Raw genomic sequence first — 16,496 nt, 5'->3', positions numbered from 1 at the left:
GACCCCGCCCCACACGCCCGCCGCCTCCGCCCCCTCGGTGTCCTCGGCGGCGTCCCGGGCGGCCCGGTGCACCAGCCACACGGGCAGCGCGAGCAGCAGCAGCGGGGTCACGCCCAGCGGCGCGGGACTCCCGGACAGCGTGTCCGTCCTGATCACCTCGGCGCCGTGGGCGAGCAGCCACAGCGCGGCGGCGGTGTGCAGGGCGCCGCCGGGTCCGCTGTCCGGGTAGGGCGAACTGATCCACAGCACCATCACGAGCACGGCGCAGGCGCCGAGCCCGAGCCCCGCGGCCACGAGGCCGCCGAACACTCCGGCGGCGGGCCCTGGGGACCGCTCCCGCACCCGGGTCAGCAGCAGGGGCAATGACAGTCCACGGCCGGTCATCTGGGTCACCGGCCCATGCTCCCAACGACACGCGCTTTCCCGTCGCAACAGGCGAAGTACGGATGTGTCGCTCAAGATACGCTTATGTACTTTTTCGCGCGAAAGGGTGTGTGGAGTTCCCGATGACGCAGCGTCCCGCAACCCCACTGCCGACACCCACCGAGCGCCGCAGGATCCGCGTGGCGAAGTCGCTGACGCAGACTCAGGTCGCGCAACGGGTCGGCGTGACTCGCGCGACCGTCCAGTCCTGGGAGACGGGCCGCACCGCGCCCCGGGGCCGCAAACGGGAGGTCTACGCGAAGGTCCTGGCAGAGCTGAACGTCGACGCGGAACCGCGCCCGGAACCGGTCCCCCTGACCAAGGCCACGGCCCGGCCCGGAGCCGGGGCGGAGGCCGCCTCCGGTGCGGGTTCCGGTACGAAGGCACGGTCCGGGACCGTCACCGCCGTCAAGGAGCGCCCCGCGGCCGCGAACGCCGGTGCGGGTACCGGTGCTGATGCCGACTCCGATGCCGAGGGCGACGTCACCGGTCCGGAGCAGCCCCCGGGCCGCACTCCGACCGAGGCCTTCGACGCCCTCTACGCGTACACCGCCCCGCACCTCGTGCGGCAGACCTATCTGCTCAGCGGGCGCCGGGCACTGGCCCGCGAGTCCGTGGAGCGCGCCTTCCAGCTGGCCTGGCAGCGCTGGCCCGAGGTCGCGGTCGACCCGGACCCGGCGGGCTGGGTGCGCGCGGCGGCGTACGAGTACGCGATGTCGCCCTGGCACCGGCTGCGCCCCGCGTACCGCCACCCGGACGCACCGCCCGCCGAGACCGACGACCGCAAGCTCCTCGACGTACTGATGAGCCTGCCGCCCGCCTACCGGCGCACCCTGCTGCTCTACGACGGGGTGGGCCTGGACCTGCCGGAGACCGCCGCCGAGACGGAGGCCAGCACACCGGCCACCGCGAACCGCATCCTGCACGCCCGCGCGGCCGTCGCCGAGCAGCTGCCGGACCTGGGCGTGCCCGAGCAGTTGCACCGGCGCCTGACCGAGCTGGCGGGGGCGGAGAAGCTCGACGCCCCGAAGTCCACGCTCGTACGGAACGTCGGCGAGAAGCGCACCCGGTTCTGGACCCGGGCCGCGATCGCCGTCACCGTCCTGATCGTGGGCGCGACCGCGCTGACGGTCCGGGTGGCCCCGACGCACTACGAGCCGGTGCCCGCGCCCGGCGCCCCGGTCAGCGGGGTCCCGCCGTTGACCGGCCCGGGCCGGCTGACCGAGCACGAGCGGCAGTTGCGCGAGCAGTTGCACAAGGAGATGAGCGGCGGGCCCGAGCGCCTCGCGCCCGCCGCGGAATGACGCCCGGGCACCCCGCGCCTGCCGCGCGACGATGAGGGGCCCGCACCGGTACCGGTGCGGGCCCCTCATCTGCGTACAGCGGCTGCCTACGAAAGGAGCTCGCGGGCCAGCTTGGCGGTCTCGGTCGGCGTCTTGCCGACCTTGACGCCGGCGGCCTCGAGGGCCTCCTTCTTCGCCTGGGCGGTGCCCGAGGAGCCGGAGACGATGGCGCCGGCGTGGCCCATGGTCTTGCCCTCGGGGGCGGTGAAGCCCGCGACGTAGCCGACGACCGGCTTCGTCACGTTCGCCTTGATGTAGTCGGCGGCACGCTCCTCGGCGTCGCCGCCGATCTCGCCGATCATCACGATGAGGTCGGTCTCGGGGTCGGCCTCGAACGCAGCGAGCGCGTCGATGTGCGTGGTGCCGATGACCGGGTCGCCACCGATGCCGACGGCCGACGAGAAGCCGATGTCACGGAGCTCGTACATCATCTGGTACGTCAGCGTGCCGGACTTCGAGACCAGGCCGATGCGGCCCGGCTTCGTGATGTCGCCCGGGATGATGCCGGCGTTCGACTGACCGGGGGTGATCAGACCCGGGCAGTTCGGGCCGATGATGCGGGTCTTGTCGCCCTTGGACTTCGCGTACGCGTAGAACGCGGCGGAGTCGTGGACGGCGATGCCCTCGGTGATGACGACGGCGAGCGGGATCTCGGCGTCGATCGCCTCGACCACGGCGGCCTTGGAGAAGGCCGGCGGGACGAAGAGGACCGACACGTTGGCGCCCGTCTTCTCGATCGCCTCGGCGACGGAACCGAAGACGGGGATCGACGTGCCGTCGAAGTCCACCTCGGTGCCGGCCTTGCGCGGGTTCACGCCGCCGACGATGTTCGTGCCGTCGGCCAGCATGAGCTTGGTGTGCTTCATGCCCGTGGCACCGGTCATGCCCTGGACGATGACCTTGCTGTCCTTGTTGAGGAAGATAGCCATGGCTGTTCTGTCCCTCGTCCCTTACTTCGCGGCCGCGAGCTCGGCGGCCTTGTCGGCCGCGCCGTCCATGGTGTCCACGCGCTGCACCAGCGGGTGGTTGGCGTCGGAGAGGATCTTGCGACCCAGCTCGGCGTTGTTGCCGTCGAGGCGGACGACGAGGGGCTTCTCGACCTTCTCGCCCTTCTCCTCGAGGAGCGCGAGCGCCTGGACGATGCCGTTGGCGACCTCGTCGCAGGCGGTGATGCCGCCGAAGACGTTGACGAACACGGACTTGACGTCCGGGTCGCCGAGGATGATCTCCAGGCCGTTGGCCATCACCTGGGCGGAGGCGCCGCCACCGATGTCGAGGAAGTTGGCCGGCTTCACGTTGCCGTGGTTCTCACCGGCGTACGCGACGACGTCCAGGGTCGACATGACCAGACCGGCACCGTTACCGATGATGCCGACCTCGCCGTCGAGCTTGACGTAGTTGAGGCCCTTGGCCTTGGCAGCGGCCTCGAGCGGGTCGGCCGCGTCCTTGTCCTGCAGGGCCTCGTGGTCGGAGTGCCGGAACTCGGCGTTCTCGTCCAGGGAGACCTTGCCGTCGAGGGCGATGATGTCGCCGGAGGCGACCTTGGCGAGGGGGTTGACCTCGACGAGGAGGGCGTCCTCCTCGATGAAGGTCTTCCACAGCGTCACCAGCACGTCGGCGACCTTGTCGGCGACGTCGGCCGGGAACTTCGCGGCGGCCGCGATCTCCAGGGCCTTGGCCTTGTCGACACCGACGTTGGCGTCGATCGGCGTCTTGGCGACGGCCTCCGGGCGGGTGGCCGCCACCTCCTCGATCTCCACGCCGCCCTCGACGGAGGCGATGGAGAGGAAGGTGCGGTTGGTGCGGTCCAGGAGGAAGGAGACGTAGTACTCCTCCACGATCTCCGGAGCCGTCTCGGCCATCATCACCTTGTGGACCGTGTGGCCCTTGATGTCCATGCCGAGGATGTTGGTCGCGTGTGCGACGGCCTCGTCGGGGGTGGCGGCGAGCTTCACGCCACCGGCCTTGCCCCGGCCACCGACCTTCACCTGCGCCTTGACGACGGACTTGCCGCCGAGACGCTCGGTCGCGGCGCGCGCGGCCTCAGGCGTGTCAATGACTTCACCGGCCAGCACCGGTACTCCGTGCTTGGCGAAGAGGTCCCTCGCCTGGTACTCGAACAGGTCCACGCGCGTCCGTCCCTATCAGTGATCTCGCGGTTCTGCGGTCTGCTGTCTGCTGGGCGTGCCGCGAGGGGCAACGTGACTCCGCTGTCACATGTGACGAGTGCTGTCACTAGGGAGGCGTACACGGTGGCCCGGTACGCGGCATGTCCGTCTCGCAGGTTATCGCCGCTCAGCGATGCCTTCTAAATCGCAGATCACACCTGAGCGGTGATACCGGTCACAGAGCGTCCCGTTTGTGGCGCTGTTCGCCACTGTTCGCGGCCTCACCGTGCGGGGGTACGCACGGTGAGGCCACCCGAAGAGCCCCGGATGTTCACCAGGGCCCGAGGCGGGCTGCCCGTCCCCACGGGTCGCCCGCCGGTACGCCGACGGTCGGCCCGGTCGCGCCGACGGATTTCGGCCGACCGGGCTCAGCGGCGTCGGTCAGAGGTCCGTCGTCAGATGCCCTGCACGTAGCTGGGCGCGACGGAGCCGGCGACACCCTGCACACCGCTGACGGCGTTGCCCGCGAGCGGCACCGCGTCGGCGACGACCGTGCCGGTCAGGTCCTGCGCGAACGGGGCGACCTCGCCGGTCACGCCCTGCGCCAGCGGCCGCACCTCGTCGCCGACGACGGTCTGCGCGAAGGGCGCCACGTCGTCCCCGACGACCCCGCCCACGAACGGCGTGACGTCGCCGGTGACGCCCCGCGCCAGCCCGTGCGCGCTGCTGCCGACGCCCTGCACGACGGGCCGGACCTGGTCGACGACCCGCTGCACGAGCGGGTGCACGGCCTCGACGACATCGACCTCGACTGCACCGGGTTCGAGGTGGAGACCCTGATGAACATCCGGGTCGTCAAGGCGGGCCTGCGGGTCCAGGAGATCCCGAGCCACGAGTACCTGCGCATCCACGGCGCCAGCAACCTCCGCGCGGTGCGGGACGGGCTGCGCGTGCTGAAGGTGATCCTCAAGGAGCGCTCGAACCGGCGCGCCCAGCGCGGCAAGCTCGCCGCCGCGCGGCTCGACACGGTGCGGGGAGAAGGGTCTTGACGGAACATCATGACGCGCGGATGACGGCTTCGGTCGTCATCTGCGTGTACACCGAGGACCGTTGGACCGACATCCTCGCCGCCGTCGACTCCGTGCGGACGCAGTCGCATCCGGCCCTGGAGACCCTGCTGGTCGTCGACCACAACCCGACGCTGCGCGAGCGTCTCGCCAAGGAGTACCGAGAGACGGCCGACGTGCGGGTCCTGGCGAACGCGGGCCCGCGCGGCCTGTCCGCCGGGCGCAACACCGGCATCGCCGCCTCGCGCGGCGAGATCATCGCGTTCCTCGACGACGACGCCGTCGCGGAGCGGGACTGGCTGCGCCACTTCGCCGACGGGTACGCCGACCCGAAGGTGATGGCGGTCGGCGGACGCACCGAACCGATCTGGGCCTCGGGGCGCCGGCCCGTCTGGTTCCCCGAGGAGTTCGACTGGGTGGTGGGCTGCACGTACAAGGGCCTGCCGCCCGGCAGGGTCGAGGTGCGCAACGTGCTGGGCGGCAACGCCTCGTTCCGCCGCGCCGCCTTCGACCTCGCCGGCGGCTTCGCCACGGGCATCGGCCGCGACGGCGACAGGCGCCCGCTGGGCTGCGAGGAGACGGAGCTGTGCATCCGGCTGTCCCGCGCCCGACCGGACGCGGTGCTGTTGATCGACGACCGGGCGGTGATCCACCACCGGGTCCCGGCCGGGCGCGAGCAGTTCTCCTACTTCCGCACCCGCGCCTACGCGGAGGGCCTGTCGAAGGCCCTGGTCGCCCGGAGCGTCGGCGCGGACAAGGGCCTGGAGAGCGAGCGCGCGTACACGAGCCGGGTGCTGCCGGCCGGTGTGGCCCGCGGCGTGCGCGACTTCGTCCTGGCCAGGCCGGGGGGCGCGGGCCGGGCCGGGGCCATCGTGGCCGGAGTGGCGGCCGCGGCCGGCGGGTACGTACTCGGGAGCTTCCGGGCACGCGGCGGGGGCGCGACCTTCCGCGTCGCGCCGAACGACCGGGGCGAGGGGGACGTGGGGGAAGCGGCATGACGGTGCGGCAGCAGGCATCCGGGGGCGCGGCCGAGCGGGCCGTCCCCATCCTGATGTACCACTCCATCGCCCACGACCCGAGACCCGCCACCCGCGGGCTCTCCGTGGCGCCCGCGGATTTCACCGAGCAGATGGGGATACTCGCGGACCTGGGGTGCACCCCGCTGACCACCGCCGACCTCGCCGGAATCTGGCGGGGCGGCGGCCGGCCGCTGCCGGACCGGCCCGTCCTGATCACCTTCGACGACGGCTACGAGGGCGTGCACCGGCACGCCCTGCCCGTCCTCGCCGAGCACGGCTTCGCGTCCACCCTGTTCGTCTCGACGGGGTGGCTGCGCGGGCCGTACGACACCGGGGGCGGCCTCGACACGATGCTCGACTGGGACCAGGTGCGGGCGCTCGCCGCGCAGGGCTTCGAGATCGGCGGGCACAGCCACACCCATCCGCAGCTCGACCAACTCGACGCCGAGGACCTGGAGTTCGAGCTGCGGCGCTGCAGGGAGATCGTCGACGGCGAGCTGGGCACGGCGCCCGTCTCCTTCGCCTACCCGTACGGTCACTCCGACCGGAGGGTGCGGCGGGCGGTGCGCGCGGCCGGTTTCGCCCAGTCGCTCGCCGTCGGCAACGCCCTCGCCCGTCGCCGTCAGGGCCCGTACGCCCTGCGGCGCGTCACCGTGCGCCGGTCCACCGGCCCCGCCGAGTTCGAGCGGCTGGTCGAGGGCCGCGGGATCGGCCGCCAGTTCGCCAGGGACCGTACCCTCACCAAGGGGTACGCCGTGGTCCGCAGAGCCCGACAGGCCCGCCGGAAGGCAACCCGTACCCGTGTCTGACACGACCACCGCCCAGGCACCACCCACCAGTACCGCGACCGGGCCGCAGGCGCCGCCCGGTCGCAGACTCAGGCTGCCCGGCATGGGCCGCGGCAGGAAGGGCAGACCGGAGGGCATGGGGTCGGGGGGCGGTAACCAGCTGTTCCGCAACGCCTATGCGCTGATGCTGAACACCGGCATCTCCGGCGTGCTCGGCGTCGGTTTCTGGCTGGCCGCCGCCCACTACTACTCGGCGGACTCCGTCGGCCAGGGGTCCGCGGCGATCGCGGCGATGAAGTTCCTCGCCGGCATCACCGCCGTGACGCTGACCGGCGCCCTGGCCCGCTTCATCCCGATCGCGGGGCGCAGCACGGGGCGCTTCATCTTCCGTACGTACGCGGGCAGTTCGCTGGCCGTCGCGTGCGCGGCCACGGTCTTCCTGCTGACGCTGGACGCGTGGGGGCCGTCGTACCGCTTCCTGCACGGGACGCTGCACGGGCTCGGCTTCGTCGCGGCCGTCATCGCCTGGTCCCTGCTCACGCTCCAGGACGGGGTGCTGACGGGGCTGCGCAGCGCGCTGTGGGTGCCGGTCGGCAACACCGTGTTCTCCACGGTGAAGCTGGGGCTGCTCGTCGCGTTCGCCGTGGCGATCCCCACGGCCGGCGTGTTCGTGTCGTGGGTCGTCGCGATCGCGTTCTCCGTGGTGCCGCTGGGCTTGCTCGTGTTCCGGCGGCTCGTGCCCCGGCACATCAAGGCCACCGAGCAGAGGGCGGATCCGCCGACGCTGCGCGAGATGGGCCGCTTCCTGGCGGGCGACTACACGGGGTCGCTGTTCTCGCTGGCCGTCGTCTACCTCGTACCGGTCCTCATCGCCTCGCAGGTCAGCTCCGCCGACAACGCGTACTTCTACATCACCACCACGATCGGCGGCACGGTCAACCTGCTGGCCATCAACATGGGCGCCTCGCTGACCGTGGAGGGCTCGCACGATCCGGCGCAGCTCGCGGCCAACACCCGGGCCGCGCTGCGCCGGATGGTGCGCATCATGATCCCGATCTGCGGACTGCTGTTCCTCCTGGCGCCTTACGTGCTGCGCGTGTTCGGGCAGGACTACGCCGACGCGGCGACGCCGCTGCTGCGCTGGTTCGCGGTCGGCGCGGCCCTGCGCGTGGTCATGGAGACGTACTTCGCGGTGCTGCGTGCGCAGAGCCGCACCTCCGGACTCGCCTGGCTGCAGGGCCTGTTGTGCGTCCTGGTGCTCGGTCTGACGCTGCTGCTCCTGCCCCGGATGGGGCTGACGGGCGCGGGCGTCGCGGAGATCTCCTCGCTCGCCGTGATCGTGGCGATCGCCGCACCGAAGCTGTGGCGCATCCTGCGCGCCGCTCCCCCGGCACCGGCCGCCGACGGCGCGGCGCCCGACGGCGACCTGGCCGATCTGGGGGCGGCGAAGGTACCGGCCGGCGCGGCGGAGCGGCAGGGTCCGAAGTGGGCGCTGCGCGACGCGATGGACTCCGACACGCTGCATCTCGCGGTGCAGCTCAACCTCGACCACCAGGAGTGGCGGCCCGACGTGCGCCCGGCTCCGGCGACCCCGCCGGACGGCACGCACCGGCCGACGTGGGCACTCAAGTCGCCGCCACCCATGCCCCGTTCAGCCGTCGAGGAGGCGTCCTCGGCCTCGCAGGCGTCGAGCCGCGGGCACACCGAGGGCGGCGCAGGGGTGTCGTACGACGCCGGGTCCGAGGCGCTGTTCGAGGTCGAGCCGGACGCGCCGTTCGACCTCGACCTCGATTCCGGGTCCGAGCACGGGTCCTGGGATGGGGCCGGGAGCGAAGCCACGCCCGAGGAAGCGCCCTCCGAGGAGTCCGAGCCCGGGTCCGAGCCCGAGTCCGAGTCCGGCGTCCCGGCGGAGCGGAAGCGGCGGGCGCGGATCACCCCGGCCGCCGCCGTCCTCTCCCTGCTGCTCGTCGCGGCCCTCGGCCTGTACTGGGGCCCGGTCCTCGGGATGGGCGACACGGATCTGGACGCGATGGGCGGGCTCGGCCTGATCTCGGTCCTGCCGCCCCTGACCCTGCTCGGCGCCGCGCTGCTCATCGGCGTCTTCGCTTCGCTGCTGTGGCTCGAACGCCCGCACAGACGACTGCTGTTGCTCACGTTGCTCGCCACGGTCGTCTGTCTGCACGCGCTGCCCGCCGTCATCGAGTCGGAGCCGCGGTTCGCGACGGCCTGGCAGCACCTGGGCTTCCTGGACTACATCGACCGCACCGGTACCGCGGTCCCCGACCTGGACGCCCGCTGGAGCTGGCCCGGGTTCTTCGCCCTGGCCGCGTTCGTCGCCAAGGCCTGCGGCGTCAGCGACCTCACGGAGGTCATCCGCTGGTGGCCGCTGGCCGTCCAACTCCTGTATCTGGCACCGATGTTCCTGCTGCTGCGCTCGGTCCGGGCGAGCTGGCGGGCCAAGTGGACCGGCCTGTGGATCTTCGTGCTGAGCGGCTGGGTCGGCCAGGACTACTTCTCGCCGCAGGGCTTCACGTACCTCCTCTACCTCGTGTTCGTGGCGATCCTGCTGGTCTGGTTCCGGGCGCCCCGGGTGCTGTGGACCAAGCGGCGCCCCGGTGAGCTGGAGGTCGAGCCGACGGACCGGCGCCAGCGCGCGGTGCTGCTCGTCGTCCTGATCGCGCTGTTCGCGGCGACGGTCCCGGCGCACCAGCTCACCCCGTTCGTGATGCTGGGCGTCCTCGCGGTGCTGGTCCTGGTGGGCCGCTGCGAACTGCGCGGCCTGCCACTGCTGTTCGGCGTCGTCGTCGTGGTCTGGCTCGGCTTCCTCGCGGAGCCGTACTGGTCGGGGCACTTCAACGACCTGTTCGGCGGCGTCGGCGGCGTCGGCGGCAATGTCACCTCCTCCGTCTCCGGCCGTATACAGGGCGGCAGTTCGACCCACAAGCTCGTCCTGTACACACGGGTGCTGCTCGCGGGCGCCGTGATGGCGTTCGCCTGCTACGGCTGGTGGCGCCGGCGCGAGTGGAAGTACCGCGAGCGGTCGCTGGTCGTGCTGACCTTCGTGCCGTTCCTGGGCTTCGGCATGCAGTCGTACGGCGGCGAGATGGCGCTGCGGGTCTTCATGTTCGCGCTGCCCGGCGCCGCGCTGCTGGCCGGCCTCGCCCTGTTCCCGCGCACGGGCGTGACGGCGAAGGAACGCGACCGGGACCGGGTCAGCCTCGCCCCGCTGGCCGCGCTGATGGCCGGGCTCGTGCTCATGGGCGGTTTCCTGGTGGCCCGTTGGGGCAACGAGCCGTTCGAGCGGATCCTGCCCGGCGAGGTCGCGGCGATGGACTACGTCTACGCCCACGACGATCCGACGGTCCGCCTGCTGTGGATGAGCGACGACACCGTGAACAACGTGACGCCGTCGCTGCCGTGGGGCGCCCGCGACATGGAGAAGGTCCAGTACGTGCCGACGCTCGCGCCGGTCGACCCGGTGCTGGTCGGCGGACTCGTCAAGTCGCTCAAGGACGCGGGCCCGGACTCGTACCTGATGATCAACAAGAGTCAGGTCACCTACCTCCAACTGGACGTCGGTTACGCGAAGAGCTGGCCGACGCGGCTCGTCGAGCACCTCGACAACCGGCAGGAGCTGAAGAAGGTCTACGTCAACGAGGACGTGACCATGTACCGGCTGCGCCAGGAGCCGACCGGCAAGGTGGCCGAGGCCGAGCCGGGCCCGATCGGCCCGCAGATCACCTGGACGCCGTGGTCGGTGGTGGGCGCGCTGGCCGCGCTCGCGCTGATCGTGCTCCTGACGGCGCGCGAGGTGGTCCGGGTGGCGATCCGCCCGGGCGTGCGGCAACTGCGTTGGCTGCAGAGCACGTTCTGGTTCTCGCTGCCGTTGCTGGCCGTGGTGCTGGCGTCGCTGATCCAGCGGTTCCTCACGATGGGGCTCCATTAGCGCGGGGGCAGGAGGCGTCGCGCGGGGGCAGGTGGGCCGTGGCGCCCGCTGCCCCCGTTCACCCCGGCCCGGGCGAACGGCGCTACCGCCGCAGCCACTTCACCTCGTACCCCTGCATCTGGAACCGCTTGCCGTCGACCTTCGCGCTGATGGCCCGGTTCAGGGTGTTGACCACGAGGACGGCCTTGTCGTCGGCGAGCACCCGGACGTGGGGCACGTCGTCCTCGGCGACCGTCACGCTCCGGTACTTCGTGCCCGGGCCGAACTCGTCGTCGAACCGCGACAGCAGGCCGAGCAGGGGCAGCGCACCGCCCCCGGACGCACGGTCCGTGGGCCGCCACAGGCAGCCGGCGCACGAACTGCCCTTCTGCGTCTCGGGACTCCAGTAGAACCCGGACGTCGCGCCGCCCTTCGCCATGGCCATCAGAGCCGCGGCGTGGACGGCGACCCGGTGCGGCTCGCTCCACCCCTTGCGTTCGTCGTTGCCGTCCGCGGGCTCCACGTAGTACTCGGCCCACCACAGCGGCAGGTTCCCGGTCCGCTGCCGGACCCAGGAGCCGACGGCCGTGAACTTGTCGGTGGCCTTGAACTCGTCGGGCAGCATCTCGTCGTCGTTCGTGTAGCTGGAGCCGTCGACGGCGACGAAGTCCGCGCCGGCCTTGTGCTCGTTCCAGTAGTCGAAGGCGTCGACGATGCGCTGGTCCATGCGCCCCCAGGCGCCCTTGAAGGTGTCGGAGGTGCCCTCGGTCTGCTGCGGGCTGAGGCTGTCCATGACCAGGTAGGGGCCGCCGACCATGATGTCCTCGTCGACCTTTTTCAGGGCCTTGTAGACCAGGTTGTAGAGCTTCGTGTAGCCCTCGTAGTCCCAGCGGGCCTGGCTCTCGTTCCAGAAGCCCTTGAACTCGTTCCACACGAGGAAGTGACGTACGTCGGGATAGCGCTTGGCGACGGTGGCCGCCAGGTTCGCGAAGTCCTGGAAGTGCTCGGGGTCGGGCGCCTTCTCCAGGTTCGACTGGCTCCAGTCCGTGCGGTCCGGGCCCGGCTCGCCGCCCTTCATCCAGTCCGGCGCGCAGCACAGGGTGACGACGGGGGTCCCGCCGGACTTCCGGACGAAGTCGATCCGGCGGTCCAGGTCCCCGAACTGATAGAGCCCCTTGTCGGGTTCGGGGTTGTCCGCGCCCCAGCCCATGATGGCCTGGTCCTGCGGCATCGGCTGCTCACCGAGCATGCTCCGGGCGCGCGCGACGGCGGCGTCGGCGCCCTCGTCCGCGGAGTGCTCGGTGTGCGTGAATCCCCAGCCGACCTCGGGGCCCGGCCGCACGGGCGGCTCGGCGGGCGTGCCGTGCACCTTGTCCCCGTCGGGCGTGGTGCCCGCGGTGGAACCCTTGCTGTCGGGAAGGGGGCTGAGCACCGTCAGCACCAGGGCCAGAGCGGCCGCCCCCACGCCGAGCAGGGCGGCGATCCGCCACCGCCATGCCCCCGAATTCCACCCATGACGTCCCATCAAGGGCAAGCGTAACGAGGGCAGTTGGCGGAGGGACAGGGTCCGTTGCCACAGGATGGTCACAGGATTCACCGGGTCACAGGTGTGACGTGCTGCGGAAATCCCGTGCGGGCGACTCGTCCGTGCCGGATCATGGCGGCATGTCTGAGAACCCGTTCGACGCGCTGCCGGTCCGGCTGGGTGTCGACGACAGCGACTCGCCGTCCGACGTCGTCGACGCGTTGTTCCTCGGCCGCTTCGCCACGGGCGAGCAGCCGCACTCGCACGCCGTGAACATCGACCGGGTGCGCTCCGGCGCCACGCTGCTGCCGCCGGACGCCCGGGTGCTGCGCTCCGCACGCGACGAGGACCGCAGCGCGACGCTCGCCGCGGGCGACGGCTGGACGCTGCTGATCTCCCGGTGGAACAGGGGCGCCGACGTCACGGTGACGGCGACCACCGCGGAGCTGGCCGAGGAGATCCTCACGTCGGCGACGGACGGCGCGGCGGACGAGCCGGAGCCGCAGCCGGAGAACGTGACGATGGGGTTCTGGTACGTCTCGCCGCGGCGCGGCCCGCACCGCACGTCGCGGCAGATCTCGGCCGGTACGTGGGACGAGGTGCGGTCCAACTACACGGAGCCGGTCGCCGAGGCGATGGACACCCTGATGAAGACGCGCCCCGAGGACATCGCGGGCCGGCTGCTCCTGCTGCACGGCCCGCCGGGCACCGGCAAGACCTCGGCGCTGCGCACGCTGGCCCGCTCCTGGCGGGACTGGTGCCAGGTCGACTGCGTCCTCGACCCCGAGCGGCTGTTCTCCGACGTCGGATACCTCATGGACATCGCGATCGGCGAGGACGACGGGACGGCGAAGGGGCGCTGGCGGCTGCTGCTTCTGGAGGACTGCGACGAGCTGATCCGCGGGGAGGCGAAGCACACGGCGGGCCAGGCCCTGTCGCGTCTGCTCAACCTGACCGACGGCCTGCTCGGCCAGGGGCGCAACGTCCTGGTGGGCGTCACCACGAACGAGGACCTGGAGCGCCTGCACCCCGCCGTCGTCCGGCCCGGCCGCTGTCTGGCCCGCATCGAGGTGGGCCCGCTGACCCGCCGCGAAGCGGTGACCTGGCTGGGCACGCAGGAGGGCGTCGGCCGCGAGGGCGCGACCCTGGCCGAGCTGTACGCGCTGCGCCGCGGCATCTCCCCCACGTCCGTCCCCGACCAGCGGGGCGAGGCGGACGCGGGCCTGTACCTGTAGGCGGGCGCCCGCCCGGTGTCCAGGTGGGTATGCGTGCCCCGGGAAGAGCCCGGTGCCTAGGAGAACGCGGCCCGCACGGCGTCCCGGGCCGTGGCGAGCGCCGCCTCCTCGGACAGCCCGAGCCGCTTGGCGCGCTCCGCGTACGCCTGCGCCGCCGAGGAGGCCTCCCGGGACGCGGCGTCCCGTGCGGCGGCGATGAACGTGCCGTTGCGTCCCCGCGTCTCGATCACCCCGTCCGCCTCCAGGGCCCGGTAGGCCTTGGCCACGGTGTTCGGCGCGAGGCCCAGCTCCTCGGCGAGGCCGCGCACGGTGGGCAGCTTGTAGCCGACCGGGAGGGTGCCTGCCCGGGCCTGCCCGGAGATCTGGGCGCGCACCTGCTCGTACGGCGCGGCGCTGTCGTCAATGCGGAGCTTCAAGGTCACAGGGCAGATTCTGCCGCAGCGCGGGAAAAGGGGAGGCACCCGGACGCGAGCGGCGCGTAGCGTGCGGCCCCATGACCGTGATCGTCCGCACCGTGCGCCCCGACGACCCGGCGGACACCGAGGGCTTCGCCCGGATCCGCCGGATCTGTCTGCCGGCCCTGCTCGCCACCCCGGCCTCCGTGGTGCACGACGCCCTGCACGTCCATCCCGACGCGCACTACCGCCAGCTGGTCGCCGTGGCCGACGACGGCGAGCTGATCGGTACGGCGCAGGTCGGCATCGCGCACGACAGCCCGGAGCCGGGCCAGGGTTACGCCAACGTGTACGTGCATCCCGGGCACGAGGGCCGCGGCGCGGGCGGTCTGCTGCTGGGCGCGGCCGAGGAACACCTCGCGCGGCACGGCGCGAGGCAGGTGTTCTGCTGGTCCCTGGACGGCCCGCGGAACCTGGCGTGGGCGGCGGCCCGCGGCTACCGCAGGAGCCGCTCGGCCCACTTCCTGCGCCTGGACCTGGCGGCCGGCACCCTGCCGCCCCGGCAGTCCCCCGCTCCCGGGGTCGAGCTGGTCACGGCGGCGGACTACGCGGACGACCCCCGCCCGCTGTTCGCGCTGCAGGCTCAGACGCTGGCGGACGAGCCGGGTGACGTCGGCTCCGCACTCACCGACTACGCGCACTGGTTGACGCACACCTGGCGTCAGCCCCTCCTCGACCACGCCCTGACGACGGTGGCGGTGGTGGACGGCGCCCCGGTCGCGTTCACCCTCGCCCGCACCGACGGCGAGGGCCGCTACGCGACGGGGATGACGGGCACGGCCCGCGCCTTCCGCGGCCGGGGACTGGCCAAGCTCGCCAAGAGCGACTCGCTGCACCGCGCCCGCGCCGCCGGCTGCACGGTGGCGTACACGGGCAACGACGCGGGCAACGAGCCGATGCTCGCGATCAACAGGTGGTTCGGCTACGAGATCGACGCGACGGAGGTCCGCCATGTCCGCACCCTCGACTCCTGAGGAACTACTGGTCACGCTCGTGAAGGCGGGCCGCACGAAGATCGGCTACCCGGCGCGGCTGCTGGCCGACGACGGCACGCACCTGACCGTGCGCGCCGACTGGGCGGGCAAGGGCGTCCGCGACTTCGGCTTCGTCCGCTTCGAGCCGGGCGACGTCTTCACGGAGCACTACTGGCGCGACCGCTGGTACGCGATCAAGGAGGTCCGGGCGGGCGACGGGACGCTGAAGGGCTGGTACTGCGACATCACCCGGCCCGTGGTCCGCGACGGCGCCACCCTCCTGTCCGAGGACCTGGACCTCGACCTGTGGGTGTCTGCCGACGGCTCGCAGGTGATCCGCCTCGACGAGGACGAGTTCGCGGACAGCGGCCTCACGGAGCGGGACCCGGCCGCCGCCGAGGCGGCGAACCGGGCCCTGGACGAGCTGGAAGTCCTGGCACGGGACGGCCGCTTCGCCCGGCTGCTGGACTGACCTTGCGTACGGTGCCGTGAGGACGTCATTCCCTCATCGTGACAACCGCCACTGACAATTGCGCTTCGATGAGCAACGCTCCGGGAACAGGTCTACAACAGCACCACGTTGGAAGCCGTGTAGGTACAGGAGGCACCATGCGCCGAGTGACCATGCACAAGCCGACCGTCGCGAGCACCCTTACGCGCCGGCTGCGGGAAGAAGCGGCCGAGCAGGCACGCGAGCGCCCGGAAGTGCGCAAGGACGTGCGCAAGACGTGGTGGCCGGACGAGTAGGCGGGCCGTCACATGGGCGTCAGACGCTTGCGGTAGTGCATGCGGTCGTAGGGGCCGTCGACGCGGCGCTCCACGAACTCGTAGCCGTACCGCGGATAGATCTTCTGGTTCTCCACCATCAAGTAGTGCGTGTAGAGCCGTACTTCGGGCAGGCCCAGCTGCCGCGCGTGCTCGTCGACGAAGCCGAGCAGGGCGCGGCCCACACCCTGTCCGTGGGCGTCGGGGCGGACGGCGATGCTGTCGAGGAAGAGATGGTCCGGCCGCGCCTGCACGACCACGAGCCCCAGGACGTCCGGCTCCCCCGTGACGTACACCAGGCCCGCCGCCACGTTCGCGGCGTGGTCGGCCTCCATGGGCTGGGGCGCGATGCCGATGCGGGCGATGTAGTGGTGGTACGCCGCGTCGGTGACGGCCCGGACGGCGGGTACGTCGGCGTCGACGGCGGGGCGGATCGTGCGGCCTGTGGTGCGTTCGCTCATGCGGTCCTGTCTACGCCACGCCTCCTGCCCCGCACCAGGGGCTTCTTCCCGAGCGGCCACGGTGCGGCGGGCACGGGTGTCCCCGAGCCGCGGTGGGACGGGGCGTTGCGAGCGCCGCCGTCGCCGGTTCTCCCAGGGCGCGCGGGCCGCTGTCTGATCTCCATCTGAGCCGCGCCTTAAGCGGGCCATAAAGATCGACTCAGCGGGGCCGCAAGGGCCGACCGGGGCGTTTTCGCGGGCTAACTTGCTTGTCACCGGGGTCCGTTCACCGCACGTCGACGGAGCCTCCCCCCACCCCTGTCGTCCCCCTAGGAGTTCTCCCATGCCCGCACGCCGCAAGATCGCCGCCCTCGCCGCGACGGGCGTCGCCCCGCTGGCCCTGACCGCCCTCGCCGCCTCGCCCGCCGC

At 72.0% G+C, this 16,496-nt stretch carries 15 protein-coding genes and 1 pseudogene; 9 read left to right on the top strand and 7 right to left on the bottom strand.

Annotation, left to right across the window (positions count from 1 at the left end; all coding sequences use genetic code 11):
- A partial coding sequence (locus G3I40_RS26650; protein WP_239091953.1) for a DUF6350 family protein occupies positions 1-384 on the bottom strand: 384 nt, incomplete at its 3' end.
- Between the two features lie 122 nt (positions 385-506).
- Between G3I40_RS26650 and G3I40_RS26645 the strand changes: the two genes are divergently transcribed.
- Positions 507-1,727 carry a helix-turn-helix domain-containing protein gene (locus G3I40_RS26645; protein ID WP_164304704.1) on the top strand — a complete coding sequence of 407 codons (1,221 nt, stop codon included), beginning with the start codon at positions 507-509 and terminating at the stop codon, positions 1,725-1,727.
- An 86-nt stretch (positions 1,728-1,813) separates the two neighbouring features.
- Here G3I40_RS26645 and sucD read toward each other — a convergent pair whose 3' ends face one another.
- The 3 genes from sucD to G3I40_RS26630 all read right to left on the bottom strand — a co-directional run bounded on the left by sucD (position 1,814) and on the right by G3I40_RS26630 (position 4,617).
- Complete coding sequence (gene sucD, locus G3I40_RS26640) at positions 1,814-2,695, bottom strand: succinate--CoA ligase subunit alpha (RefSeq protein ID WP_164304702.1); 882 nt, start codon at positions 2,693-2,695, stop codon at positions 1,814-1,816.
- A 21-nt stretch (positions 2,696-2,716) separates the two neighbouring features.
- Entirely contained in the window at positions 2,717-3,895 is a 1,179-nt protein-coding gene (sucC, locus tag G3I40_RS26635; protein ID WP_164304700.1) for an ADP-forming succinate--CoA ligase subunit beta, read from the bottom strand.
- A gap of 434 nt (positions 3,896-4,329) precedes the next feature.
- On the bottom strand, positions 4,330-4,617 hold the full coding sequence (locus G3I40_RS26630) for a hypothetical protein (protein ID WP_164304699.1): 288 nt from the start codon (positions 4,615-4,617) through the stop codon (positions 4,330-4,332).
- A 48-nt stretch (positions 4,618-4,665) separates the two neighbouring features.
- Between G3I40_RS26630 and G3I40_RS26625 the strand changes: the two are divergent.
- The 4 genes and pseudogenes from G3I40_RS26625 to G3I40_RS26610 all read left to right on the top strand — a co-directional run.
- Positions 4,666-4,923, top strand: a pseudogene (locus tag G3I40_RS26625) (glycosyltransferase family 2 protein); the annotation flags it as partial.
- Positions 4,924-4,943: 20 nt separating this feature from the next.
- Positions 4,944-5,939, top strand: coding sequence for a glycosyltransferase family 2 protein (locus tag G3I40_RS26620; protein ID WP_164304706.1), 996 nt, complete (start codon positions 4,944-4,946; stop codon positions 5,937-5,939).
- On the top strand, positions 5,936-6,769 hold the full coding sequence (locus G3I40_RS26615) for a polysaccharide deacetylase family protein (protein ID WP_164304698.1): 834 nt from the start codon (positions 5,936-5,938) through the stop codon (positions 6,767-6,769). Before G3I40_RS26620 ends, G3I40_RS26615 begins: the two co-directional genes overlap by 4 nt.
- The gene (locus G3I40_RS26610; RefSeq protein ID WP_164304697.1) at positions 6,762-10,694 is read left to right on the top strand and encodes a lipopolysaccharide biosynthesis protein; all 3,933 of its coding nucleotides are present in this window, start codon (positions 6,762-6,764) and stop codon (positions 10,692-10,694) included. The genes G3I40_RS26615 and G3I40_RS26610 overlap by 8 nt, the downstream gene beginning before the upstream one ends.
- Positions 10,695-10,776: 82 nt before the next feature.
- Here the strand turns inward: G3I40_RS26610 and G3I40_RS26605 are convergent, their stop codons facing one another.
- A complete protein-coding gene (locus G3I40_RS26605) occupies positions 10,777-12,198 on the bottom strand; it encodes a xylan 1,4-beta-xylosidase (RefSeq protein ID WP_164304696.1) in 1,422 nt (473 codons plus the stop codon).
- Positions 12,199-12,338: 140 nt separating this feature from the next.
- Between G3I40_RS26605 and G3I40_RS26600 the strand changes: the two genes are divergently transcribed.
- Positions 12,339-13,433, top strand: coding sequence for a DUF5925 domain-containing protein (locus tag G3I40_RS26600; RefSeq protein ID WP_164304695.1), 1,095 nt, complete (start codon positions 12,339-12,341; stop codon positions 13,431-13,433).
- Between the two features lie 56 nt (positions 13,434-13,489).
- Here G3I40_RS26600 and G3I40_RS26595 read toward each other — a convergent pair whose 3' ends face one another.
- Complete coding sequence (locus G3I40_RS26595) at positions 13,490-13,855, bottom strand: GntR family transcriptional regulator (protein WP_164304694.1); 366 nt, start codon at positions 13,853-13,855, stop codon at positions 13,490-13,492.
- A 71-nt stretch (positions 13,856-13,926) separates the two neighbouring features.
- Here G3I40_RS26595 and G3I40_RS26590 point away from each other — a divergent pair, with 71 nt between their 5' ends.
- From G3I40_RS26590 to G3I40_RS46580, 3 genes are all read left to right on the top strand, one after another.
- Entirely contained in the window at positions 13,927-14,862 is a 936-nt protein-coding gene (locus G3I40_RS26590) for a GNAT family N-acetyltransferase (protein WP_164304693.1), read from the top strand.
- Positions 14,840-15,334, top strand: coding sequence for a DUF402 domain-containing protein (locus tag G3I40_RS26585; protein WP_164304692.1), 495 nt, complete (start codon positions 14,840-14,842; stop codon positions 15,332-15,334). Before G3I40_RS26590 ends, G3I40_RS26585 begins: the two co-directional genes overlap by 23 nt.
- 137 nt (positions 15,335-15,471) lie before the next feature.
- Positions 15,472-15,609, top strand: a complete 138-nt coding sequence (locus G3I40_RS46580) for a hypothetical protein (protein ID WP_203644835.1) — start codon at positions 15,472-15,474, stop codon at positions 15,607-15,609.
- A gap of 8 nt (positions 15,610-15,617) precedes the next feature.
- On the opposite strand, the gene G3I40_RS26580 is transcribed toward G3I40_RS46580, so the two are convergent.
- Positions 15,618-16,088, bottom strand: coding sequence for a GNAT family N-acetyltransferase (locus G3I40_RS26580; protein ID WP_164304691.1), 471 nt, complete (start codon positions 16,086-16,088; stop codon positions 15,618-15,620).
- Positions 16,089-16,496 lie beyond the last annotated feature (408 nt).

The organism is Streptomyces sp. SID14478, assembly GCF_010548525.1.
Taxonomy (GTDB): domain Bacteria; phylum Actinomycetota; class Actinomycetes; order Streptomycetales; family Streptomycetaceae; genus Streptomyces.
This window is presented reverse-complemented; position numbering and strand designations above follow the sequence as displayed.

Coding starts and splice junctions, on each gene's coding strand:
- G3I40_RS26645 (WP_164304704.1), top strand. CDS start 507: ATGACGCAGCGTCCCGCAACCCCACTGCCGACACCCACCGAGCGCCGC.
- sucD (WP_164304702.1), bottom strand. CDS start 2,695: ATGGCTATCTTCCTCAACAAGGACAGCAAGGTCATCGTCCAGGGCATG.
- G3I40_RS26620 (WP_164304706.1), top strand. CDS start 4,944: ATGACGGCTTCGGTCGTCATCTGCGTGTACACCGAGGACCGTTGGACC.
- G3I40_RS26615 (WP_164304698.1), top strand. CDS start 5,936: ATGACGGTGCGGCAGCAGGCATCCGGGGGCGCGGCCGAGCGGGCCGTC.
- G3I40_RS26605 (WP_164304696.1), bottom strand. CDS start 12,198: ATGGGACGTCATGGGTGGAATTCGGGGGCATGGCGGTGGCGGATCGCC.
- G3I40_RS26600 (WP_164304695.1), top strand. CDS start 12,339: ATGTCTGAGAACCCGTTCGACGCGCTGCCGGTCCGGCTGGGTGTCGAC.
- G3I40_RS26590 (WP_164304693.1), top strand. CDS start 13,927: ATGACCGTGATCGTCCGCACCGTGCGCCCCGACGACCCGGCGGACACC.
- G3I40_RS26585 (WP_164304692.1), top strand. CDS start 14,840: ATGTCCGCACCCTCGACTCCTGAGGAACTACTGGTCACGCTCGTGAAG.
- G3I40_RS46580 (WP_203644835.1), top strand. CDS start 15,472: ATGCGCCGAGTGACCATGCACAAGCCGACCGTCGCGAGCACCCTTACG.
- G3I40_RS26580 (WP_164304691.1), bottom strand. CDS start 16,088: ATGAGCGAACGCACCACAGGCCGCACGATCCGCCCCGCCGTCGACGCC.